The organism is Wolbachia endosymbiont of Zygogramma bicolorata (genome assembly GCF_051130665.1).
In the GTDB taxonomy this organism is placed as follows: domain Bacteria; phylum Pseudomonadota; class Alphaproteobacteria; order Rickettsiales; family Anaplasmataceae; genus Wolbachia.
In genome coordinates this window covers 428,801-450,804 of the sequence record NZ_CP149530.1, presented here as the reverse complement: position 1 = coordinate 450,804, position 22,004 = coordinate 428,801, and the positions used below count along the sequence as shown (strand labels likewise).

The 22,004-nt window shown below is 36.4% G+C and carries 21 protein-coding genes and 5 pseudogenes; 15 read left to right on the top strand and 11 right to left on the bottom strand.

Translation table 11 applies throughout. The features are described from left to right. Positions 1-45: 45 nt before the first annotated feature. The 3 genes from WKH12_RS02110 to WKH12_RS02100 all read right to left on the bottom strand — a co-directional run bounded on the left by WKH12_RS02110 (position 46) and on the right by WKH12_RS02100 (position 2,112). Positions 46-315 (bottom strand): hypothetical protein, encoded by a 270-nt coding sequence (locus tag WKH12_RS02110; RefSeq protein WP_434732520.1) that lies wholly within the window; start codon positions 313-315, stop codon positions 46-48. Between the two features lie 12 nt (positions 316-327). Beyond that, positions 328-1,101, bottom strand: a complete 774-nt coding sequence (locus tag WKH12_RS02105; protein ID WP_434732519.1) for an ankyrin repeat domain-containing protein — start codon at positions 1,099-1,101, stop codon at positions 328-330. Then, a protein-coding gene (locus WKH12_RS02100; RefSeq protein ID WP_434732009.1) for an IS630 family transposase occupies positions 1,098-2,112 on the bottom strand; the annotation gives its coding sequence in 2 pieces (ribosomal slippage) (positions 1,098-1,646 and positions 1,648-2,112; 1,014 coding nt in all). Before WKH12_RS02100 ends, WKH12_RS02105 begins: the two co-directional genes overlap by 4 nt. Positions 2,113-2,187: 75 nt before the next feature. On the opposite strand from WKH12_RS02100, the pseudogene WKH12_RS02095 reads away from it, so the two are divergent. From WKH12_RS02095 to WKH12_RS02060, 8 genes and pseudogenes are all read left to right on the top strand, one after another. After that, a pseudogene (locus tag WKH12_RS02095) lies at positions 2,188-2,791 on the top strand (IS630 family transposase); the annotation flags it as partial. After that, positions 2,772-3,845, top strand: coding sequence for an MFS transporter (locus WKH12_RS02090; protein ID WP_434732684.1), 1,074 nt, complete (start codon positions 2,772-2,774; stop codon positions 3,843-3,845). The pseudogene WKH12_RS02095 and the gene WKH12_RS02090, both read left to right, overlap by 20 nt. A gap of 60 nt (positions 3,846-3,905) precedes the next feature. Further along, positions 3,906-4,211: an integration host factor subunit alpha gene (locus WKH12_RS02085; RefSeq protein WP_434732518.1), complete on the top strand. Its 306-nt coding sequence runs from the start codon at positions 3,906-3,908 to the stop codon at positions 4,209-4,211. Beyond that, positions 4,211-4,546, top strand: coding sequence for a MerR family transcriptional regulator (locus WKH12_RS02080; RefSeq protein ID WP_264732147.1), 336 nt, complete (start codon positions 4,211-4,213; stop codon positions 4,544-4,546). The genes WKH12_RS02085 and WKH12_RS02080 overlap by 1 nt, the downstream gene beginning before the upstream one ends. A 53-nt stretch (positions 4,547-4,599) precedes the next feature. After that, positions 4,600-5,205 carry a murein hydrolase activator EnvC family protein gene (locus WKH12_RS02075; protein WP_434732683.1) on the top strand — a complete coding sequence of 202 codons (606 nt, stop codon included), beginning with the start codon at positions 4,600-4,602 and terminating at the stop codon, positions 5,203-5,205. 12 nt (positions 5,206-5,217) lie between these two features. Next, positions 5,218-7,659, top strand: a complete 2,442-nt coding sequence (gene leuS / locus WKH12_RS02070) for a leucine--tRNA ligase (RefSeq protein WP_434732517.1) — start codon at positions 5,218-5,220, stop codon at positions 7,657-7,659. Positions 7,660-7,858: 199 nt separating this feature from the next. Further along, a pseudogene (locus WKH12_RS02065) lies at positions 7,859-8,029 on the top strand (IS630 family transposase); the annotation flags it as partial. Beyond that, positions 8,019-8,192 (top strand): transposase, encoded by a 174-nt coding sequence (locus WKH12_RS02060; RefSeq protein WP_434732516.1) that lies wholly within the window; start codon positions 8,019-8,021, stop codon positions 8,190-8,192. The pseudogene WKH12_RS02065 and the gene WKH12_RS02060, both read left to right, overlap by 11 nt. Before the next feature lie 86 nt (positions 8,193-8,278). Here WKH12_RS02060 and WKH12_RS02055 read toward each other — a convergent pair. The 4 genes and pseudogenes from WKH12_RS02055 to WKH12_RS02040 all read right to left on the bottom strand — a co-directional run. After that, positions 8,279-8,626, bottom strand: a pseudogene (locus WKH12_RS02055) (IS110 family transposase); the annotation flags it as partial. Positions 8,627-8,927: 301 nt separating this feature from the next. Continuing rightward, the gene (gene recF, locus WKH12_RS02050) at positions 8,928-10,007 is read right to left on the bottom strand and encodes a DNA replication/repair protein RecF (protein WP_264328634.1); all 1,080 of its coding nucleotides are present in this window, start codon (positions 10,005-10,007) and stop codon (positions 8,928-8,930) included. 16 nt (positions 10,008-10,023) lie between these two features. Continuing rightward, a complete protein-coding gene (gene bcp / locus WKH12_RS02045; protein ID WP_434732682.1) occupies positions 10,024-10,491 on the bottom strand; it encodes a thioredoxin-dependent thiol peroxidase in 468 nt (155 codons plus the stop codon). A gap of 302 nt (positions 10,492-10,793) precedes the next feature. Beyond that, a pseudogene (locus WKH12_RS02040) lies at positions 10,794-11,238 on the bottom strand (Rpn family recombination-promoting nuclease/putative transposase); the annotation flags it as partial. Positions 11,239-11,694: 456 nt separating this feature from the next. On the opposite strand from WKH12_RS02040, the gene ltrA (WKH12_RS02035) reads away from it, so the two are divergent. Beyond that, a complete protein-coding gene (ltrA, locus tag WKH12_RS02035) occupies positions 11,695-12,879 on the top strand; it encodes a group II intron reverse transcriptase/maturase (RefSeq protein WP_434732515.1) in 1,185 nt (394 codons plus the stop codon). Here ltrA (WKH12_RS02035) and WKH12_RS02030 read toward each other — a convergent pair. Continuing rightward, positions 12,866-13,880, bottom strand: a protein-coding gene (locus WKH12_RS02030; RefSeq protein WP_434732009.1) for an IS630 family transposase whose coding sequence is annotated in 2 segments (ribosomal slippage) — positions 12,866-13,414 and positions 13,416-13,880 — 1,014 coding nt in all. Because the reading frame shifts where the segments join, the coding sequence is not laid out codon by codon here. The genes ltrA (WKH12_RS02035) and WKH12_RS02030 overlap by 14 nt on opposite strands. Positions 13,881-13,970: 90 nt before the next feature. Between WKH12_RS02030 and WKH12_RS02025 the strand changes: the two genes are divergently transcribed. Then, on the top strand, positions 13,971-14,141 hold the full coding sequence (locus WKH12_RS02025) for a hypothetical protein (protein WP_434732514.1): 171 nt from the start codon (positions 13,971-13,973) through the stop codon (positions 14,139-14,141). A 139-nt stretch (positions 14,142-14,280) separates the two neighbouring features. Here WKH12_RS02025 and ligA read toward each other — a convergent pair. Next, positions 14,281-15,555 (bottom strand): annotated as a pseudogene (gene ligA, locus WKH12_RS02020) (NAD-dependent DNA ligase LigA); the annotation flags it as partial. A 274-nt stretch (positions 15,556-15,829) separates the two neighbouring features. On the opposite strand from ligA, the gene WKH12_RS02015 reads away from it, so the two are divergent. Then, positions 15,830-16,609: a helix-turn-helix domain-containing protein gene (locus WKH12_RS02015; RefSeq protein WP_434732513.1), complete on the top strand. Its 780-nt coding sequence runs from the start codon at positions 15,830-15,832 to the stop codon at positions 16,607-16,609. A 191-nt stretch (positions 16,610-16,800) separates the two neighbouring features. On the opposite strand, the gene tnpC is transcribed toward WKH12_RS02015, so the two are convergent. After that, a complete protein-coding gene (tnpC, locus tag WKH12_RS02010) occupies positions 16,801-18,156 on the bottom strand; it encodes an IS66 family transposase (protein WP_434732010.1) in 1,356 nt (451 codons plus the stop codon). Positions 18,157-18,226: 70 nt separating this feature from the next. Here tnpC and WKH12_RS02005 point away from each other — a divergent pair, with 70 nt between their 5' ends. Next, positions 18,227-18,412 (top strand): hypothetical protein, encoded by a 186-nt coding sequence (locus WKH12_RS02005; RefSeq protein WP_434732512.1) that lies wholly within the window; start codon positions 18,227-18,229, stop codon positions 18,410-18,412. Positions 18,413-18,604: 192 nt separating this feature from the next. Here the strand turns inward: WKH12_RS02005 and ltrA (WKH12_RS02000) are convergent, their stop codons facing one another. After that, positions 18,605-19,948 carry a group II intron reverse transcriptase/maturase gene (gene ltrA, locus WKH12_RS02000; RefSeq protein ID WP_434732173.1) on the bottom strand — a complete coding sequence of 448 codons (1,344 nt, stop codon included), beginning with the start codon at positions 19,946-19,948 and terminating at the stop codon, positions 18,605-18,607. Between the two features lie 336 nt (positions 19,949-20,284). On the opposite strand from ltrA (WKH12_RS02000), the gene WKH12_RS01995 reads away from it, so the two are divergent. The 3 genes from WKH12_RS01995 to efp all read left to right on the top strand — a co-directional run bounded on the left by WKH12_RS01995 (position 20,285) and on the right by efp (position 22,001). Further along, on the top strand, positions 20,285-20,479 hold the full coding sequence (locus WKH12_RS01995) for a hypothetical protein (RefSeq protein WP_434732511.1): 195 nt from the start codon (positions 20,285-20,287) through the stop codon (positions 20,477-20,479). Positions 20,480-20,865: 386 nt separating this feature from the next. After that, a complete protein-coding gene (gene rimM / locus WKH12_RS01990) occupies positions 20,866-21,372 on the top strand; it encodes a ribosome maturation factor RimM (RefSeq protein WP_253307237.1) in 507 nt (168 codons plus the stop codon). Between the two features lie 62 nt (positions 21,373-21,434). Beyond that, entirely contained in the window at positions 21,435-22,001 is a 567-nt protein-coding gene (gene efp / locus WKH12_RS01985; protein ID WP_187297399.1) for an elongation factor P, read from the top strand. Positions 22,002-22,004 lie beyond the last annotated feature (3 nt).

Here is a 22,004-nt window from a genome sequence, read left to right as displayed (position 1 = left end):
AGCTTCCTATCTCTTTACACTTTTATACTTACTTTGTAAACCACCTTATCTCCGTGAACGGTTACATTGTGTCAAGCGCTGCATCAATTCATTATTGAGTATAGCCATTTTTGTCCATTTGCCCACTGGTTTTGCAACACCAATTATTTTTAGATTTTCTTTATAAACTTGAAGGTTATGTTCAATTTTCTCTTCACTCTCTTTTAGTGACACTTTTCTGATAAGACTTTTATACGCTCGTTTCCTAAAAAAGGAAAGTATTTTAATAGCAATGATTAGTATTATGCCACATATAGAAATCTGCTCGTAGGACATTGTTGCACTCCGCTATTTTAAGGTTATTCCGTAAAGCAGAAATAATTCTATAATTTCTTCATTTTCATCTGCTACAGCGTTCTCTAGTGCTGTGTAACCTTCTTCAGAGTTATAAAAACATTTCAGATAAACATTTGCTTTTCTACTCAGCAATAATTCCACAATTTCTTTATTGCTATTCATAACAGCCAGATGCAATGGTGTACAACCACTTTTCCCAATTGCGTTAACATCTGCCCAGCTTTGCAATAAAAGCTCTACATACTCTTTCTTATTTAATGAAACTGCAAGGTGCAAAGGAGTACTTTCTTCTGCATTTTTAGTTTCGAGAAAGGCGCCTCCCTTTATCAGTAACCCCAACATTACCCCATCAGCACATTTTACAGCTATATGAAGAGGTGACTCACCTAGACCATTTAGGCGATTAATATCGGCACCATATCGTAATAGCCTTTGCATAGCATACAATTGCTTATACTTTATTGAAAAATGTAAAGGAGTATTACCGTAAATATTATAGACGTTAATATTTTCAGTTCTTGCTGCAACAGTTTGTACTATTTCGATAAAGCCAAATATGGAAGCAACGTGTAGTACTGTATTGCCTTCTCTATCAGCAGCATCAACGTTAGCACCATGTTGGACAAGGAATCGAATGATATTATAAAAGTTCTTTTCTGCAGCAAAATGTAAAAAACGAACACCCAATCTACTATTTATGATCCATTTGAAGACTGCACTAACTAATAAAGAAAAAATACTAGGATGTCTGATACCAAATCTCATAAATAAGTAGGCAAATAACTCACAGAACAAATGGTTTTGATCGAACTTTCCGTAATATTACGAATGAATGCACATACAGTATCCTCCAATAAACTAACAGAGTCATATATTCTATTTTTAATGAGATTGTCTTTCAAATATTGCCATAAACGCTCTACTGGATTTAACTCTGGTGAATATGGAGGTAAATAGATTAAGGTAATATTTTGTGGTATTTTTAAACCTTTGGATCTATGCCATCCTGCACAATCCACAACAAGAAATGCCTCCCTTGTTCCTAAATATTGTGACATCTGCTCAAGGAATATATTCATACAATCAGTATTGACGTTTGGTACGAATAAGCTAGAACTCTCTCGATTTCTAGGATTAACTGCACTATAGAGATAAAAGTTTTGCCTACCTAATTTTACCTTAACCTGTGTCCTAATGCCTTTTTTAAACCACCCGTGTCCAATCTTTGAATGTGTGCCAAACCGCGACTCATCGAAGAAAAATAGCTCTTTTTCGGGATACGTGACAATAGTTTCATTAAGATTTTTTTTTAAACTCTTCTTGTTTATTTTTATCCTGTTTATTGTGCACAGGCCTTGGAGTAATATACGAAAAACCTAACTTTTGCATCAGTCTATGTGCTGTAGACTTACTTACCTCAATAGAAAACATTTTCTCAATTATGATTTTTAATTTCTTAGCCGTTAGGTTGGCTCCTTCTTCTGCTATGACATTTTTAATTTCTTCTTGCTGCTTGTAGCTCAACTTCGGCTTTACTCCACGTCCTGGTTGTATTTTAAACGCATTGACTCCTCCTTCCTTAAATCTTGTAATCCACTTCATCAATGTAGTTCTAGTAATTCGGTATATTTGAGCAACTTTTGTTATTCCATATTCTTTTGCAGATATTATTGCCTGTAATCTTCTTCCTATCTCTCCTCTTATGCCGTGCTTCTTTAATTCCAGGTTACACTTATTATATAATTCTTCTCCTATTGCTTTACTTTTTCCTGCCATAACTCCCCACTAATTCTTAAATTATTCTATTTTAGAAATTTTTCTTTATTCCTCTATTTATTTTTAGGAATTGGTATTACTCCAAGGCCTGTGCACAATAAACAGGATAAAAATAAACAAGAAGAGTTTAAAAAAAAATCTTAATGAAACTATTGTCACGTATCCCGAAAAAGAGCTATTTTTCTTCGATGAGTCGCGGTTTGGCACACATTCAAAGATTGGACACGGGTGGTTTAAAAAAGGCATTAGGACACAGGTTAAGGTAAAATTAGGTAGGCAAAACTTTTATCTCTATAGTGCAGTTAATCCTAGAAATCGAGAGAGTTCTAGCTTATTCGTACCAAACGTCAATACTGATTGTATGAATATATTCCTTGAGCAGATGTCACAATATTTAGGAACAAGGGAGGCATTTCTTGTTGTGGATTGTGCAGGATGGCATAGATCCAAAGGTTTAAAAATACCACAAAATATTACCTTAATCTATTTACCTCCATATTCACCAGAGTTAAATCCAGTAGAGCGTTTATGGCAATATTTGAAAGACAATCTCATTAAAAATAGAATATATGACTCTGTTAGTTTATTGGAGGATACTGTATGTGCATTCATTCGTAATATTACGGAAAGTTCGATCAAAACCATTTGTTCTGTGAGTTATTTGCCTACTTATTTATGAGATTTGGTATAACTCAGTATATACTTGGACTTTTGCTATCTTACAATTTTTTAGTGGGGCAACGTTTAATGTTTTTTCCAGTAAAAAAATTTATTTTTTCTCGTTATCAACTATGATCTTGGGGTTTTTTGTCCTTATTAATAGTGACAATTTTTCCCATTTGATTTTATCTCAAGTATTGATTGCAACTGGAGCATCATTTGGTTTTATTGGTGCTGCTCATACAAGTAGCATATGTTTTTCCGTTGCCCAATTTGGATTAATGTTTTCACTAGTGCAGACAATTTCAAGTCTTTCCGCTTTGGTGATTCAAATGTTGTTCTCTAGCTTGCTTGCCGAAGGTGCAGATTGGAAGAATCTGATTGTATGCATAATACTATTTGGTGTGTTGATATTTGTACTTACGCTTTTTTGTCCAAACACACTTCCAGAAAGCAGTTCAGAAGAATGCACAATAAAAAGCTCTATAAGAACAGTAATGTGCTCTGTACTCACAGTGCTAAAATTAAGAGATATCTGGATAACTTCAGTGGTGGGTGCTATTACTTTTGGAACATTTTTAGCACTGAATACCTTGTGGGCTCCAAGGTTACTGAGCAACTCAGAACTTGATGCAGTGGAGTCAGGTGTAGCAACCGCAATATTATGGCTTGGTCTTGCAGTTGGTGCTCCAATTGCAGATCGAATCTCAAATCTATTTAAAAATAGAAGGCATGTAATCTCTGCTTTTGCTCTGTTACAAGGTATTTCAATGATTATTTTGTTGTGCAGCCACTTAACAGTCCACGTTGTGTACTTTTGTATGTTAATGTTCGGGTTTTTTGCGGGAGGACATATGCTTAATTTTACTGTCGGCAGCGAGATTGTGAAACGAAAATACATTAGCACATCATCATCCATTATCAATGGGTTTATGTTTATTGTCAGCGGAATTATAGTGTCAATGCTAGCACTTTTTACAGATCATCAAATGGCGCTTTTTGCAATATTTGTAATGTTGGCAGTTGCTAGTATTTTAAATTATGCTACAGAAGAGACATACCCTAAAAAATAAAGTAGCTGAATCTCGAGTCGATTGCTATATTATATTTACGTATTGTAATATTTATCAATAATGGATCACGTTACAACAAAAGACACAACAGTAACTAAGGCAACGATAGCTGAAAATATAAACCAAGAAATAGGATTATCAAAGGAAGACTCTGCTTCGATAATAGATGATATATTGAACGAAATAAAGACAAGCTTGGTAAAGGATGGAATAGTAAAAATATCGTCACTTGGAACATTCTTGGTTAAGAAAAAGAAGGAAAGACCAGGAAATATACCAAATACATCAGAGAAAGTGATGATTCAGGCAAGAAATTCAATTTCTTTTAGGCCTTCAAAAATTATAAAAAAATTAATCAATAATTAATGAATAAGGAAAAATTATTTTATACGATTGGGGAAGTAGCTGAAGAGCTACATTTGGAACAGCATGTTTTAAGATTTTGGGAAGGTCAATTTCATCAAATTAAGCCTACAAAGCGTAAAGGAAGAAGGCTATATGATCTTAAGTGTATAGAGGCCATAAAGAAAGTAAAATACATGCTATATGATAAAGGATATACAATAAAAGGAGTGCAAAAAGAATTTGGTAATGATATAAAAGTCAATCGTGATCCAAAGAATTTGTTGCAAGAACTTACCGATTTGAGGGATTATTTAACTAGTAAAATAAATAACGAGGAAAGTAACGAACAGGCGTGAAACACTACGTCTCGCTAAAATTTTGGAGTTTTGTGAGAGTTGATATATCTAAAATGTGGCATATAGCTTCATTTCTTATATTATTAGCAATATTAATAGGCTGTGGCCTGCAAAAACCTGCACCTGTGCTGCTTAAAGGCGAAGAATTTTACGGAAAAAGAGAGCTGGAATATACAAGAGAGTACCATTTAATTAGGGAGCCTTTAATAAAAAAAGAAAATAGAAAAGGCATCATAAACAGGATATACAAAGATAACAATAATGCACAAAACGTGGGGGTAAATTGCAAATTTGTAATGCCAGTTAAAGGTACAGTTATTTCAGCTACCTCTTCTGATGAAATGTGTAAGGATGGCATAAAAATTGCTGCTCAAAATGGAACGAATGTAGTTGCCTCTGCACCCGGCAAAGTGGTATATGTAGGCAAAGGGCTGAGATGGTATGGAAATTTAATTATAGTAGAACACAAAGATAATTACATGACTGTGTACTCCTATTTAAAAAACATACATGTTGAAATTGGTGATAAAGTAAAGCAAGGTCAAGTGATTGGATCTGCAGGTAAATCAAGCACACAAGATAAAGATCCACAGATGTGTTTCACAATACGGCATAATGGCCAAGCGGTTGATCCTTTGATGCATGTGAACTGTAATTGAATTTGGATTTATATGAAATATGATTTTAAAAGTGTTGAAAAATTTTATCAAGATAAATGGGATTTTTCTGTAAGCAAGAATAGTGAACAAGAGAAATGTTACGTATTGGAGATGTTTCCATATCCATCCGGTAAAATTCATATGGGGCACTTACGTAACTATGCAATAGGGGATGTGATAGCGCGTTACAAGAGAGCTCGTGGATTTGAGGTTTTGCATCCAATTGGCTGGGATGCGTTTGGATTACCAGCTGAAAATGCAGCAAGGGACAATAATATTAGCCCTGAAACATGGACAAAAGAGAATATAGATAATATGCGTACACAGTTGAAATCTATAGGTCTTTCTTATAATTGGGAGCGTGAACTCTCCACATGTGAGCCTGATTACTACAAACACGAACAAAAATTTTTCCTGGATTTTTTAAAGCATGGGCTTGCCTATCGAAAAGAGTCATGGGTTAACTGGGATCCAGTGGACCAAACAGTGCTTGCAAATGAACAGGTGGTTGATGGAAAAGGGTGGCGATCAGGTGCAGTTGTTAAAAAACGTAAGTTGTCCCAATGGTTTTTAAAGATTACTGATTTCGCTGAAGACTTACTCAAGTGCCTGCAAAGTTTGAAAAATTGGCCAGAAAAAGTCAAAACAATGCAAGAGCGCTGGATAGGAAAATCCGAAGGGGTCACCATAGAGTTTGAAGTAGTTGGTCTAAATAAGAAATTGAAGGTTTTTACAACTTATCCTCATACTTTATTTGGGGCTTCTTTTTGTGCAGTGGCAGCAGAGCACCCTATTGTGCAGGATTTAAAAAATAAAGAAATACAGGACTTTATCGATAACATAAAAACAAATGGGGAGAATGATGAAAAAATAGGAGTTTATACCGGATTAAACGTCAAGCATCCATTTCTTGATAAGGAATTGCCGCTTTACATAGCGAATTTTGTGTTGATGGAATATGGGGAAGGCGCGATTTTTGGTTGCCCTGCACATGATCAGCGTGATTTTGAATTTGCACAGAAATATAATTTGCCGATTATTCCCGTAGTTCGTGAAGAGGGTGCACAAACTATAGAGACCTTGAAGGTCGTTGATGGGATAATGTTTAACTCTGAGTTCTTAAACGGATTAACGGTAAGTAGAGCAAAGGAAGTAATCATTAAAAAGCTCAAAGAAAAAGGGGTAGGTGAGAAAACAACAAACTATCGTTTACATGATTGGGGAATTTCGAGACAACGTTATTGGGGATGCCCTATACCTATAATATATTGTAAAGATTGTGGAACTGTGCAAGTGCCAGAAAAAGACCTTCCTGTAGTTCTACCTGCAGATGTAGAATTTACAAGTGGTGGCAATCCGCTGGATAAGCACCCAACTTGGAAGTTCGTTGATTGCCCAAAATGTGGAAAGCAAGCAGAGCGTGAAACTGATACATTCGACACCTTTTTTGAGTCTTCCTGGTATTTTGCTGCATTCTGTAGTGAAGATAAATCAATAGACAAAGATGCATGTAATCGTTTTATGCCTGTTGATTATTATATAGGTGGGATAGAACATGCAATTCTGCATTTGCTTTACTCACGATTTTTCTGCCGTGCTTTAACCAAATGTGGCTATTTTGCTATTAAAGAGCCTTTCTCTACTTTAATCACTCAAGGAATGGTCTGCCATGCAACTTATAAAGACGAAAATGGTAAGTGGCTATTTCCCCCAGAAGCAAAAGAGTTGATTGCACAAGGAGCTAAGGTTCAAGTGGGCAAAGTTGAAAAAATGAGCAAGTCGAAAAAGAACACAGTTGATCCAAATTTTATCATAGAAAAGTATGGTGCTGATACTGCTCGCTTGTTTGTGTTGTCCGACACTCCTCCAGAAAAAGATATGGAATGGTCCGATGATGGCGTGGAAGGTTGTTCTCGTTATGTAAATAAATTGTGGCGTATGGTCATGCAGCTGAGACCTGTAAATATACACTATGATAATGAAAGTATTACGGGTGGACTTCTAGAGTACAGAAAAAAAATTCATAAACTCTTACACGGACTTACAGATGACTTGGAAAACTGCAGATTAAACTGTGTAGTGGCAAAATTTCGTGAGATGACGAACTTAATAGCTGAAATAGATGTAAAAACTGGAAAATCTCTTATTGATGAAGGTATATGTATATTAATCAGAGTAATCGAACCATTCATACCACATCTAGCTGAAAGCCTATGGCAAGAAATAGGAGGTCAACCTTGGCCAAAAGCTGATGAATCATTATTAGTTGACGATACGGTAACTATAGCAGTGCAAATCAATGGAAAATTACGCACAACAATAAAGGTAGCAATTAACTTACCTCAAGAAGAATTGAAGAAAATAGCGATAGACTCTGTGTCCAGTAAGATCGGTCAAAGCAAAGTTCGCACTGTATATGCTGTACCAAATAAGATAGTAAATATAGTTATATAAAAAATCCGAGTGTATCTGTTCAGGCAATGGCGTCAACTTAAGGGAAAATATCAGTGATAGTGTATAAAATTTCTCTCTAAAATTTTTACTATTAAATTACCCAAAAGCTGCAATAAACAGCACTTTTGTTTCTGTTTTATAGTATTTTCAAAAGCGAATGATAAAGGTATAATATATTCTATACTGAGAATATGCACGAGCTCCAAGAGGAGAAAAAATATATGCTGATGTTCCAGGAAAAAAGCGGGAAAGAGTGAGTATAATAGGTGGATGGATTGAAAAGAAGTTTATTGCACCAATGACCTTCACAGGAGGGTGTAATAAAGATGTATTTAATGTATGGTTAGAGCGAACCACAATTGCAGCGTAATACAACCATAGTTATGGATAATGCTACATTCCATAAAACTCCCAAAACAAAGTCATTAATAGAGTCTTTTGGCTGTCATTTGCTTTATCTTCCAACATATTCACCTGATCTAAATCCGATAGACATTGTTGGCACACCATCAAAAGTCGCCTCAGACCTCTAATGCATCAATGTACAGACTTACACCTTTTAGTTGGTAATACCATTTTAGACGTTTATCATTCGTTTTAGAAAATACTATAACTGCTAACATTGTTTGCTTTTATGCCTTGCCTCAGGCAACATATCTTTGCTTAGAAAGAAAGCAATAGCTCTTGCATCATGCTTGTCTGTTTTGTGTATAGAGCGGCGCACAACTTCAAACTGTCCGGGAGCGACTATTACCACACGCTTAACGTAAGGTGAAACTGCATCATAAAAGAAACAGCTATTGCCTGTTGCTTCTATAGCCACTTTATCTGTTTCTTGAAGATTTTCGATAAAATTATCCAAGTCTTTTAAGCAAAACGTTTGAATATACTCTGGCTTCCCTTCTTGCAGATAACAAGCAGTAAAGCTATTAGTATAACTCCAATGTGACGCATTTTTTCCTCCAATTGCATATTTCAATATATCAGAGTACCGGTTGTTCCAAACTCCTATACGAGGTCATCACATTTTGTGAGCCTCGCCGGTGGCAGAATCTGGGTCACGAGGTCTTCTTCCTACACTCCATGTAAGAGCAGAAAGTGCCTCAAAAGAAGTACCAACCTGCCACCTATCCACTCTGAAAAGTTATTATCTTCTCTTGCTTTCAACCAAGCAATACTTATTCATATCATCTGGGTAAGGTCACAGTCATATAATAAAAGACCAAGGACGTAAGTATTTCTTTCCTTTTGCAGAAGAATATTGTCACTTATTTACTTAACAATTCAAAAAACTTGAAAGAATAAAGATAGCTATTGAAATTATCTTGATTTACATCAGTTATCCAAGTTTGACATTGAATACTTAACACTTCCTCTATTAACGCCTTTCTGTAATGTTTATCCAGATGAGACATTATATCATCAAGTAGAAGAAGTGGTGCCTTATTGTAATGAATACACCTTGCTTTTACACTGGATAAAATAATAGAAAGCAGTAATAACTTTTGTTCTCCAGTGGAGCATAGATTTATTGGTACGTTTCTTTTTTGACAAAAAACCCGAAAATTATCGTTATGCACACCAAGGGTTACTCTACCAGTCAATGAATCTTTTTCTCTGTTTTCCTTTAGACGATTCTGAAAATATTCTGCAGTATCGTCCAAAGTTAGCTGGCTGCTGAATTTCAAACTTGCCTTCGGAAAAAGCTTACTGGAATGGTTATCAATTGTATCTTGTAATATTTTTAAAACAGACGATCGCATATGTAAAATACTAACTGCATTAACGGCCATTATGTTTTCAAGACTAGAGAACCAGTTTTTGTTCAAAATGTTCTCCCTCAATAGTTTACTTCGCTCATGTTTAGCTTTTCTATATTTCATGTAGCAGCAAGTGTAATTTTCTTCAAACAGTGAAACTATACGGTCTAAAAATTTTAATCTGTCACTTGGAGAATTAAGAAGAACATAGTCCATTTGTGGAATCAGCCATATTACATTGGATATCTTATACAGAGATGAATAACTTGATTGCGTTTTTCCATCAATTTGTATTAGTTTCTTATCAAAACTCTTTGCGATACCAATTGAATTAAAATCCGTTCCATTAAAAAAATCATAGTGCACTACCCAATCTTCATTACTGAATCTATTTTGTATCTCACTGGCTTTTGCTTTTTTCATTCCATTGCTTTTAGCAAGCAACGAGATTGCTTCAAGTATATTAGTTTTACCAATACCATTTTCGCCAGTTATTACAACTGAGCTATCATCTGAATCCAGTTCAAAGTTTGAGTGGCTACGAAAATTATGTAATTTCAGCTTTTTTATGTAGCAATGGGTAGCCATTAACCTATTCTTTAGTTTACATTTTCCTTACTTCTTCCAGAACCTCATCAACATGCCCACTAACTTTTACATTTTTCCAGATCTTTACTACTTTACCTTTTTTATCTATTAAAAAAGTAGTGCGCTCTATTCCCATATACTTTTTGCCAAACATACTTTTCTCTACCCAAACACCATATTTTTCCAACATTTCAGCATTCTCATCAGAAACTAAGGAAAATGGCAGAGAATATTTTGCTTTGAAGTTAGCGTGGCGCTTAACACTATCTTTTGATACACCAATTATCACTGTGTCAAGGGAAGAAAAATCATCTATTTTATCTCTAAAGCCTTTTGCCTCCATCCTACAACCCGGAGTATCGTCTTTAGGATAAAAATAAAGAACTACATTTTTTTTATCAAAAAATTCACTCAATGATAAATTTTCACCAGAATCTGTTGGTAAGCTAAAATCAGGTGCATTATTTCCTACTGCTAATTCCATACCTTGCTCCATTAATAACACTTTTATGGTATTATAGTAATATGGTACATTATTTCCTACTGCTAATTCCATACCTCGCTCCATTAATACCACTTCTGTGGTATTATAGTAGTATGGTACATTATTTCCTACTGTTAATTCCATACTTTGCTCCATTGATAACACTTTTATCTATAGTAGTATATTGTAGTCAGAGTATCAAATTTTATATATAGCTAACAGATAAGATTCTTGATGGGGGCTTATTGATAAGTTTCTGCCTTGTATCTTGTAAAAAGCATCTAATGCTTTAAGCTTAAGCATTGTAAGTCATGCTCATTAGTTTCCTCATCTCTTATAGTATTGCTAGATATATAATTGGATTTCTTAGGAAACAAAATACAATTTGAAATCGCAATAAAGAAGACCTTCTTTAAATTAGTGTATCTGCCAGACTGTCTTGAGTAAACTTTACCAGCATATGCTTGTGCGCGTTTTTCAAAGCCCTTGTCGCGAGCGAGCTGCATTTCGACCACAAATCTGTTCCCCAACAGAATCTTGACAGAGAACATCAACTATACTTTGTCTCTCAGAGGCAAATTCAGGATTCAGAGCAGTGTTGATGAATTCTATTTCTTGTATAACATTAACTTCAGTACACCCTAAAATATCGTTCAAAAAATGGATGAGAATCTTCTTGTTTTTTTCCGTACCAAGTGCGTCCAGAGAAGGCAAGTATTGTTCAGTAGGAGATAGACCTACCAGGATAAAAGTCGGAATCCTGTAGCTTGGGTAGCAGCATGGAGGGAAACCAAAATGTTGAAGCCTACCGACAACATTATCGTAGGATAATGGCGAATTACCAGGCCGTAGCGAAAGCGAATACACAGATTGCCTCGAAAGGAATATTCTGAAGGTCGAGCCATCTTGGTACTGGCGAAGACAGAATAGACCAGACGAAAAACGAATGAAACGATAGGTCTACTTCAGCGGGGTGTTAGTAACGGCATGGCAATGAGGACATACAAAGCAACTGGAGAAGCCCTCCTCATCCCAAGGAGAAATACCTTGGAGAGGTAGGTTCTATAACTGGAAAACAGGAAGTGAACTGAAGATGAGAGGGTGGCAGATGGGTGCGTAGTAGTGAAGAAGTGAGGTAACGCTCATGGAGCAAAGGCACCCTGCTAGTAGAAATCTTTTAACAAAAGGAAGGTAAAGGTAAAAATGATAAAAATGCCAATAAAATTACAAGACCTGAGAAGAAAGATATATATCAAAGCGAAAGCAGAACCGGAATGGCGATTCTGGGGAATCTATGTTCACGTCTGTAAGATGGAGACACTGGAAGAAGCATATAAGCTAACAAAGAAGAGTAATGGGGCACCAGGAATAGATGGGATGACATTCGAATCGATAGAGGCAGAAGGCTTAGAAAAGTATCTTCAACAAATAAGACACGAACTAATAACCAAGACCTATAGCCCAAATAGGAACCGGAGGAAGGAAATACCAAAATCTGGAGGAAAATTCAGAAAGTTGAACATACCCTGCATCCGGGATAGAATAGTGCAAACAGCACTGAAGCTAATACTTGAACCGATATTCGAATCAGACTTCCAAAAAGGATCATACGGGTATAGACCTAAGCGTAATGCGCATGAAGCAGTACAAAAAGTAACGGAAGCAGCAATCAAAGGCAATACAAAAGTAATTGACGTAGATCTGAAATCCTACTTCGACAATGTGCGACATCATATTCTGATGGAAAAGATTGCCAAAAGAATAAATGACAAAGAAATCATGCGCATGATTAAGCTAATCCTCAAAACAGGAGGAAAACGAGGAATAGCACAAGGATCACCACTTTCGCCACTACTAAGCAATATATACCTAAATGAGGTAGATAAAATGTTGGAGAAAGCAAAAGAGGTGACCAAAGAAGGAAAGTACCAACGTATGGAATATGCCAGATGGGCAGACGATTTAGTGATACTGATTAGTGAACACCCGAAACGGGAATGGCTAGAAAGAGCAGTATACAGAAGGTTGGAAGAAGAATTAGCAAAACTAGAAGTGAGCGTAAATGAAGAAAAGACAAAAGTCATCAACCTAAAGAAAGGAGAAACATTTAGCTTCCTAGGGTTTGATTTTCAAGAGAATATCACAAGACAAGGAAAATGGAATGTCAGGAAAACACCGCAGATGAAAGCACGAACAAACCTGCTACGCAAGTTGAAGGAAATATTTCGGCGCTATAAATCGCAACCGATAAAAAGAGTGATACATGACATCAATCCGATATTGAGAGGGTGGGTAAACTACTTTAGGATAGGGAACTCTGGTCGAAAGTTCAATTACGTAAAACATTGGGTGGAAAAGAAGGTAATACCAAATCTCATAAATAAGTAGGCAAATAACTCACAGAACAAATGGTTTTGATCGAACTTTCCGTAATATTACGAATGAATGCACATACAGTATCCTCCAATAAACTAACAGAGTCATATATTCTATTTTTAATGAGATTGTCTTTCAAATATTGCCATAAACGCTCTACTGGATTTAACTCTGGTGAATATGGAGGTAAATAGATTAAGGTAATATTTTGTGGTATTTTTAAACCTTTGGATCTATGCCATCCTGCACAATCCACAACAAGAAATGCCTCCCTTGTTCCTAAATATTGTGACATCTGCTCAAGGAATATATTCATACAATCAGTATTGACGTTTGGTACGAATAAGCTAGAACTCTCTCGATTTCTAGGATTAACTGCACTATAGAGATAAAAGTTTTGCCTACCTAATTTTACCTTAACCTGTGTCCTAATGCCTTTTTTAAACCACCCGTGTCCAATCTTTGAATGTGTGCCAAACCGCGACTCATCGAAGAAAAATAGCTCTTTTTCGGGATACGTGACAATAGTTTCATTAAGATTTTTTTTTAAACTCTTCTTGTTTATTTTTATCCTGTTTATTGTGCACAGGCCTTGGAGTAATATACGAAAAACCTAACTTTTGCATCAGTCTATGTGCTGTAGACTTACTTACCTCAATAGAAAACATTTTCTCAATTATGATTTTTAATTTCTTAGCCGTTAGGTTGGCTCCTTCTTCTGCTATGACATTTTTAATTTCTTCTTGCTGCTTGTAGCTCAACTTCGGCTTTACTCCACGTCCTGGTTGTATTTTAAACGCATTGACTCCTCCTTCCTTAAATCTTGTAATCCACTTCATCAATGTAGTTCTAGTAATTCGGTATATTTGAGCAACTTTTGTTATTCCATATTCTTTTGCAGATATTATTGCCTGTAATCTTCTTCCTATCTCTCCTCTTATGCCGTGCTTCTTTAATTCCAGGTTACACTTATTATATAATTCTTCTCCTATTGCTTTACTTTTTCCTGCCATAACTCCCCACTAATTCTTAAATTATTCTATTTTAGAAATTTTTCTTTATTCCTCTATTTATTTTTAGGAATTGGTATAAGACGCAACTTAATGCGAGCCAGGAAAGCAAAGAAAGGGTTTGGGTGGAAGAAGTGGAGTAGCGAATGGATATACAAAACGCTGGGTCTATATTCAGACTACAGAATAAGGTATTACAAACCGAAAGCATCACCAGTACAATATGTGATAAACTTTGGTAAAGAATCTGCTAGGAAAGCGTAGTGCGGGAAAACCGCATGCTGCGTTTGACGAGGCGGGAGCTGGAAACGTTAACATGGGAATTTGGATTGAGGCCTATTGTGAAAACAATGGATCAGCCACCAAACCCTAAAGTAGGCGCGCCAGTTCTCGACCCTACACCAAGGTCATAAAAGAACTCCACTTGTTTACCACCAAAACCTTTAATGTCAAGAACTTCCACAAAATGTTTTAACTTTCCTATTTGTTGTGCTGGACAAACATTTCCACCTGAACATCTAGCTGTAGCTTCATCTTCAAATTTATCTACTGCACTTTCACACTCCGGGCAAGTATCAGGAAACACAAACTTTGGTGCATTTGGAAAACGAAAACTTTTGTCTACATCTATGATCTTAGGAATCACATTGCCTGCTCGTTCCACTACTACGACATCTCCTTCTCTTATGTCCTTGCGCACAATTTCATCTTTATTATACAGATTTGCTCTAGTAACGACCACCCCACCTATGTTTATTGGCACTAATTCAGCAACTGGAGTCAATTTGCCCGTTTTGCCCACTTGTACTAATATTTTCTCTATTTTAGTTTTTCCACGTTCTGCAGGGAATTTGTGTGCTATAGCCCCGCGTGGTGCTTTATTAGTATTTCCTAATCTATCATGTAATTTCAAATCATTAACCTTGTAGACTATGCCATCGATATCATAGCCTAAATTATGACGATTGCTATAGATTCGATCATAGAACTCCAACATTTCGCCTACATTGTTTGCTAAAAATTTATATTCATTAACACAAAAGCCAAGTTCTTTCAGTCTATTTAATACTTCAAATTGAGTCTTTTCTGTACAGCCAATCAAAGAATAAGCAAAATATTTCAATGGCCTACTGGCGGTAACTTCTGGGTCCAATTGTCTTAGTGAACCTGACGCTGTGTTGCGCGGATTTGAGAAATTCTTATTTAATTTTAAAAAGTCGTCATTACTTATGTATACCTCACCTCTTACTTCCAGCCTTCCTTGCACACCTTGCAAAAATTTAGGAAAGCCTTTTATTGTTGCAACATTGTGAGTGATGTCTTCCCCCACAAAGCCATCTCCCCGAGTTGCGGCTCTAACAAACCTTCCATCTTCATAAATTGCAGAAAACGACAATCCATCAATTTTTGGCTCACATATGATTTCCAACTCATGCACATTCAGAAGTTTTTTAAGAAACTCTTCAACTTCATCTCGTCCGTGAGCCTTGTCCAACGAGAGCATTGGTACAATATGTTCCACCTCTAAAAATCTTCTATCAGGCGCAGTACCAACGGTTTGAATATCTACTTTTTTTACCAGTTCATCGTACTCTGCATCGGTTATTTCTGATACATTTTCCCGATAGTACAACTCGTTGTGACGCTTTATTTCTTCTTGTAATGCATTTTCACTCATAATAATTTACCTCAACCACTGTTTCAGTATACAGCGTCAATCGTGAATCAATTATTAATTTGCACGCTCGTTTTACTAGAGCTTTACAAATAAAACTTTTAATTTACCGCTACTTTGTATTTAATATATAATATTTAAATAGAAAAAGAAAAATATTTAATTAGTAGAGATCTCTGCTCGATCAGCTACCCAAGAATGCGAATTGGTTAGTAGTAAAGTTTTAATAAAACTCAATAATACTGTATTATATATTTGTCCTGCAATTGTGTGAAAAATGACCAATACCGAAAAGAAAGTTGCTGCTGGCTCTCTAGGTTACCAAATAATTCAAGAGATAAAAAAATTGAGGGTATTAAGAGGATACTCTCAGGCAGAGCTAGCAAAGAAAGTTGGTATATCAAAGTCACAAATGGCAAAGTATGAGCAAGGGGTATACAACATTTCACCTGAAAAGGCAGAAGAGATGGCAAAAGCATTATCGGTTGAATTTGAGGATCTACTTCCTAAGTCAACAGATTATGTAAGTAGCGAAGATGAGAAGATGTTAAGTATAGTGCAAAACTTCAAAAAAATTAGGGACCAAGAATTTCGCAGTGTGTTTTGTTCATTAGTAAAACTTTTGTCAGAAGGAATTGAAATGGGCAAAACTGATACAAAGTCTATAAAATACAAAATGGGACAAAAGGCAAAAGATTGGCGGTTAGTAAGAGCATATACTCAGTTGGAGTTAGCAAACAAAGCCGAGCTATCAATTCAACAAATAAACAGGTATGAACGAGGTATAGATTATATGTCGTTTGAAAGGGTACCTGAAATGGCAAAAGCATTATCAGTAAACTATGGAGTGCTACTGCCAAAATCAAAAGAAGAGACTTATTATGAAGATGAAGATAGTAAAGGGGAAATGAAGGTATTAAATCTAATGAGAGAATGTAAAAAAATTGAAGATCAAAGATTAAAGGATTTATTGTGTGAGTTTTTGACTAAGGTGGTAAAAATTAGCGAAGAGGAGAATAAAGAACGGACAGAATGCACTTTGAGAGACTACAGTTAGACGACAGCAGATATGAAACCGCTAGACTGTTGGCATATGCGTCAAACGGAGCTATCTTCCCCTTCCCTTATACTTACCCTGGGTTGAAGACTGAGCTTTTACAAATAGCTCCCAATATCCCTTCTCATCGCCTTCTTCCTGTATCAATTGTGTCAGTAACCGTTCACGGATTGTGAGAATGAATTAAAGAACTAAGCAGTGACAGCTACTAGATTCTGTAGCTTTTGAAAGGGGTTCTGGCCATTGAGACGTGATGTCAAAAATATCGACAACATTCTTTCCACGAATCTTTCTCCACGTTCTGACCAGGTGAAAAAGCTGTTTTTACGATAAATTACGTACCGTCTAATTTGCCGTTCTGCAAGGTTATTAGTTGTTTCTATCACTTCAGGTTTTCTTAAAAACTTCCACATCATATCCTCAGATCGTAACATCTTAGCGGCCATTCTTGAAGCTTGAGTGCTATTTGCAACCCTCGTCATTTTACGTAAAAAATGTTTTACCCTTTTCCGAATTTTTCGCACCAGTCGATAAAATCTCAAATTATCTATCAAATTTTGTTTTTTTGCCTTATCTACTACAAACACCTTATTGCTGAGCGATTTTAGTGCTTGGCCAATTTTGCTCACTTCAACATTTTTACTATGGGCAAATCTCTCAAAATCTCTTGCCAGATGTGCCCAACATATCTGTCTATTTTCACGATTGAAGTAATTGTATACAGCGTATCTATCGCTCACAAATATACCATCATATTCTGGCAGTAAACTCTTCAACACCTTCTTACCACGAGACTCGCTTACCTTCAGAAGTGTCAACGCTTTGTTTGTTATTACCCAACTCCAGCCTCTCTTTCCTTGATTTCTGTGCCCTGTTTCGTCTATATGCAAATACTCGCTTCCTTGCAACTCTTCCTTCATTTTCTCATATTCAGATGCACACTTCTTCGATACCCTGCGTTCAGTATTTGAGACTAAACCAAGGCTTATATTTAGATTAAAAATACTGCCCAAAATTTGCTGTACCTCTCTTTTTGAGTTAATAAAAAAGCCGCTAAGGCTGCTTATAACTGTTTTAGCATTGGGTCCTAGAAAATCTCTTGCAACACCTTCGGGTAAATTTGCTGTAATTCTTTTATTACATACTCTACAATGTCCTCTTTGCAACCTGTACTCAGTTACAATTGGCTTAATTTCTGGCAACTCTGCCTTCTGATGAATAATTTCATCTTCTAAAGTAATCTTACCTCCACACATACAAATTGTATCAATTGTGCATCTCACTACCTCGTCTGCAGCCATTAATTCACGCTTATGCACCTTATGTCCTGGCTGACCTCCTGGTTTTTTATCACTTTTCTTTTTTGCTTTCTTACGATATATATCTCGTGATGGTGGCAGCGATGAATTTTGCGAATTTAAGCCCAATTTGTCTTCTAATTCAACTATTTTTGCTTTCAAGCTATCATTTTCTCTGATCAGTGCTTTTATTTCTTCCTTGAGATTAGCGTTTTCTGCTACAACCTTTTCTTGCAGCACTGTTGTCATTTACCCATTCCATATTTAGCTTCCTATCTCTTTACACTTTTATACTTACTTTGTAAACCACCTTATCTCCGTGAACGGTTACAAAGCTTTAGCTAATAACAATCTTACAAAGCTTGAATACCTTAGTTTAAAAGACAACTACATTCGTAATGAAGGTGCAAAAGCTTTAGCTAATGGTAACTTTACAAAGCTTCAACATCTTATCTTAACCGAAGGTGTTGGTGATGAAGTTAGAAAGAAGTTAGAAAAGAGCTAGAAGCTAAGCTTACAATTGTATTGTTGTTGTACATTACCGTAATCGAAATCTACCATGTAGGGTCGAGAACTGGCGCGCCTACTTTAGGGTTTGGTGGCTGATCCATTGTTTTCACAATAGGCCTCAATCCAAATTCCCATGTTAACGTTTCCAGCTCCCGCCTCGTCAAACGCAGCATGCGGTTTTCCCGCACTACGCTTTCCTAGCAGATTCTTTACCAAAGTTTATCACATATTGTACTGGTGATGCTTTCGGTTTGTAATACCTTATTCTGTAGTCTGAATATAGACCCAGCGTTTTGTATATCCATTCGCTACTCCACTTCTTCCACCCAAACCCTTTCTTTGCTTTCCTGGCTCGCATTAAGTTGCGTCTTACCTTCTTTTCCACCCAATGTTTTACGTAATTGAACTTTCGACCAGAGTTCCCTATCCTAAAGTAGTTTACCCACCCTCTCAATATCGGATTGATGTCATGTATCACTCTTTTTATCGGTTGCGATTTATAGCGCCGAAATATTTCCTTCAACTTGCGTAGCAGGTTTGTTCGTGCTTTCATCTGCGGTGTTTTCCTGACATTCCATTTTCCTTGTCTTGTGATATTCTCTTGAAAATCAAACCCTAGGAAGCTAAATGTTTCTCCTTTCTTTAGGTTGATGACTTTTGTCTTTTCTTCATTTACGCTCACTTCTAGTTTTGCTAATTCTTCTTCCAACCTTCTGTATACTGCTCTTTCTAGCCATTCCCGTTTCGGGTGTTCACTAATCAGTATCACTAAATCGTCTGCCCATCTGGCATATTCCATACGTTGGTACTTTCCTTCTTTGGTCACCTCTTTTGCTTTCTCCAACATTTTATCTACCTCATTTAGGTATATATTGCTTAGTAGTGGCGAAAGTGGTGATCCTTGTGCTATTCCTCGTTTTCCTCCTGTTTTGAGGATTAGCTTAATCATGCGCATGATTTCTTTGTCATTTATTCTTTTGGCAATCTTTTCCATCAGAATATGATGTCGCACATTGTCGAAGTAGGATTTCAGATCTACGTCAATTACTTTTGTATTGCCTTTGATTGCTGCTTCCGTTACTTTTTGTACTGCTTCATGCGCATTACGCTTAGGTCTATACCCGTATGATCCTTTTTGGAAGTCTGATTCGAATATCGGTTCAAGTATTAGCTTCAGTGCTGTTTGCACTATTCTATCCCGGATGCAGGGTATGTTCAACTTTCTGAATTTTCCTCCAGATTTTGGTATTTCCTTCCTCCGGTTCCTATTTGGGCTATAGGTCTTGGTTATTAGTTCGTGTCTTATTTGTTGAAGATACTTTTCTAAGCCTTCTGCCTCTATCGATTCGAATGTCATCCCATCTATTCCTGGTGCCCCATTACTCTTCTTTGTTAGCTTATATGCTTCTTCCAGTGTCTCCATCTTACAGACGTGAACATAGATTCCCCAGAATCGCCATTCCGGTTCTGCTTTCGCTTTGATATATATCTTTCTTCTCAGGTCTTGTAATTTTATTGGCATTTTTATCATTTTTACCTTTACCTTCCTTTTGTTAAAAGATTTCTACTAGCAGGGTGCCTTTGCTCCATGAGCGTTACCTCACTTCTTCACTACTACGCACCCATCTGCCACCCTCTCATCTTCAGTTCACTTCCTGTTTTCCAGTTATAGAACCTACCTCTCCAAGGTATTTCTCCTTGGGATGAGGAGGGCTTCTCCAGTTGCTTTGTATGTCCTCATTGCCATGCCGTTACTAACACCCCGCTGAAGTAGACCTATCGTTTCATTCGTTTTTCGTCTGGTCTATTCTGTCTTCGCCAGTACCAAGATGGCTCGACCTTCAGAATATTCCTTTCGAGGCAATCTGTGTATTCGCTTTCGCTACGGCCTGGTAATTCGCCATTATCCTACGATAATGTTGTCGGTAGGCTTCAACATTTTGGTTTCCCTCCATGCTGCTACCCAAGCTACAGGATTCCGACTTTTATCCTGGTAGGTCTATCTCCTACTGAACAATACTTGCCTTCTCTGGACGCACTTGGCACTGCAACTAAATGGTGATATCCTGCTTGAGCTAGCGCATGACTCCACAATCCAATATCATAAGTCTTGCCAAACCCAGTTTCTGCATCAATCATAGTATTACAGTTAGTGATGGAAGAACTTTCTAGATGCTTTAGCATCTCTTCAACAACAGGTTTACGACGTTCTACTATTATAGATTCTTTGTCACTGAAGAGCTTTATAGATTCACCTTGTAGCTTACTATTAACTTCCTTTAAATGAGGAATAAGCTCTTTTATTTGATTAGTAATACATTGACTCATATCTTCCCACTATCAATACAATGTATTCCATAATACATTGTATTGATAGAATTACAACAAACATTTTTAGGTATTTTATGCCTTATAGACAAAAAATCCAACATTAGTTATCATCTTAATATGAACGACAATCTGGTATGCCTCGGAATGATTACTTCTCCTCACGGAATTAAAGGAGCTGTTAAATTAAAAACTTTTACCGAAAAACCTGAAAATATCTCCTTATATGGTGAGCTAATAAGTGGTGATGAGAATTATAAAATAGACTTAGTATCCGTCATAGGTGATAATCTAGTAATAGCTACAATCAGCGGAGTAAATTCCCGTAATGAAGCAGAGCTTTTAAGGAATAAGAAGCTGTATATAGAAAGAAGCAAGCTACCGAAGCTAAATGATGAGAATGAATTTTATCAAAGTGACCTTGTAGATATGGAAGTAAGGCTGGAAAGTAATGAATTATATGGCAATGTAAAATCTATATATAATTTCGGCTCAGGGGATATATTAGAAATTTTAGTTATCAGCACAAAAAAACGCATTATGCTGTCTTTTACCAAAGAAATGTTTCCACACATAAACATGAAGGAGAGGTATATGGTGCTCAATATGCCAGAATTTATTGACTAATAAAGACTTTGATATTTATATAAAGCTATTTATAACTGTAAGATCGAACTGAAAATGTAATTATGGCAGAAAGAGCTAACGATATCAGACCAGGTCAGGTGTTGGAACATAACGGCGGATTATTTTTGGTTGTAGGTATTATGCATACTCAACCTGGTAAAGGTGGTGCATACATACAAGCCGAAATGAAAAACATTAAAACCGGAGCAAAACACTATGAAAGATTTCGCTCTGATGCAACAATCAGAAGGGCAATTTTAGATGAAGAGGAGTATGTTTACCTTTTCACTGAAGGAAACATTGTAAATCTTATGCATCCAAGTAATTACGAGCAAATCACTATAAATTTGGACTTATTGGGAGAAAAAAAGATTTATCTACAGGATAATATGAAAGTTAAAATAGTAACTTATCAAGACAAAATAATTTCTGCGCATGTACCTGATTATGTTACACTTGCTGTGAAAGAAACAGAGTCTGTTATTAAAGGACAAACTGCTACTGCTTCTTATAAGCCTGCAATTTTAGAAAACGGAATGCGCGTTAACGTGCCTCAGTTTATAAAAGAAGAGGATAAAATTGTAGTATATACTCCAGATGACAGCTATTATGAAAGAGTGAAAGAGTAAAAG

Excerpts from the sequence above, each read along its gene's own strand:
- WKH12_RS02110 (WP_434732520.1), bottom strand. The coding sequence starts at position 315 with ATGTCCTACGAGCAGATTTCTATATGTGGCATAATACTAATCATTGCT.
- WKH12_RS02105 (WP_434732519.1), bottom strand. The coding sequence starts at position 1,101 with ATGAGATTTGGTATCAGACATCCTAGTATTTTTTCTTTATTAGTTAGT.
- WKH12_RS02085 (WP_434732518.1), top strand. The coding sequence starts at position 3,906 with ATGGATCACGTTACAACAAAAGACACAACAGTAACTAAGGCAACGATA.
- WKH12_RS02080 (WP_264732147.1), top strand. The coding sequence starts at position 4,211 with ATGAATAAGGAAAAATTATTTTATACGATTGGGGAAGTAGCTGAAGAG.
- WKH12_RS02075 (WP_434732683.1), top strand. The coding sequence starts at position 4,600 with ATGTGGCATATAGCTTCATTTCTTATATTATTAGCAATATTAATAGGC.
- leuS (WP_434732517.1), top strand. The coding sequence starts at position 5,218 with ATGAAATATGATTTTAAAAGTGTTGAAAAATTTTATCAAGATAAATGG.
- recF (WP_264328634.1), bottom strand. The coding sequence starts at position 10,007 with ATGGCTACCCATTGCTACATAAAAAAGCTGAAATTACATAATTTTCGT.
- bcp (WP_434732682.1), bottom strand. The coding sequence starts at position 10,491 with ATGGAATTAGCAGTAGGAAATAATGCACCTGATTTTAGCTTACCAACA.
- ltrA (WP_434732515.1), top strand. The coding sequence starts at position 11,695 with ATGATAAAAATGCCAATAAAATTACAAGACCTGAGAAGAAAGATATAT.
- WKH12_RS02025 (WP_434732514.1), top strand. The coding sequence starts at position 13,971 with ATGCGAGCCAGGAAAGCAAAGAAAGGGTTTGGGTGGAAGAAGTGGAGT.
- WKH12_RS02015 (WP_434732513.1), top strand. The coding sequence starts at position 15,830 with ATGACCAATACCGAAAAGAAAGTTGCTGCTGGCTCTCTAGGTTACCAA.
- tnpC (WP_434732010.1), bottom strand. The coding sequence starts at position 18,156 with ATGACAACAGTGCTGCAAGAAAAGGTTGTAGCAGAAAACGCTAATCTC.
- ltrA (WP_434732173.1), bottom strand. The coding sequence starts at position 19,948 with ATGATAAAAATGCCAATAAAATTACAAGACCTGAGAAGAAAGATATAT.
- rimM (WP_253307237.1), top strand. The coding sequence starts at position 20,866 with ATGAACGACAATCTGGTATGCCTCGGAATGATTACTTCTCCTCACGGA.
- efp (WP_187297399.1), top strand. The coding sequence starts at position 21,435 with ATGGCAGAAAGAGCTAACGATATCAGACCAGGTCAGGTGTTGGAACAT.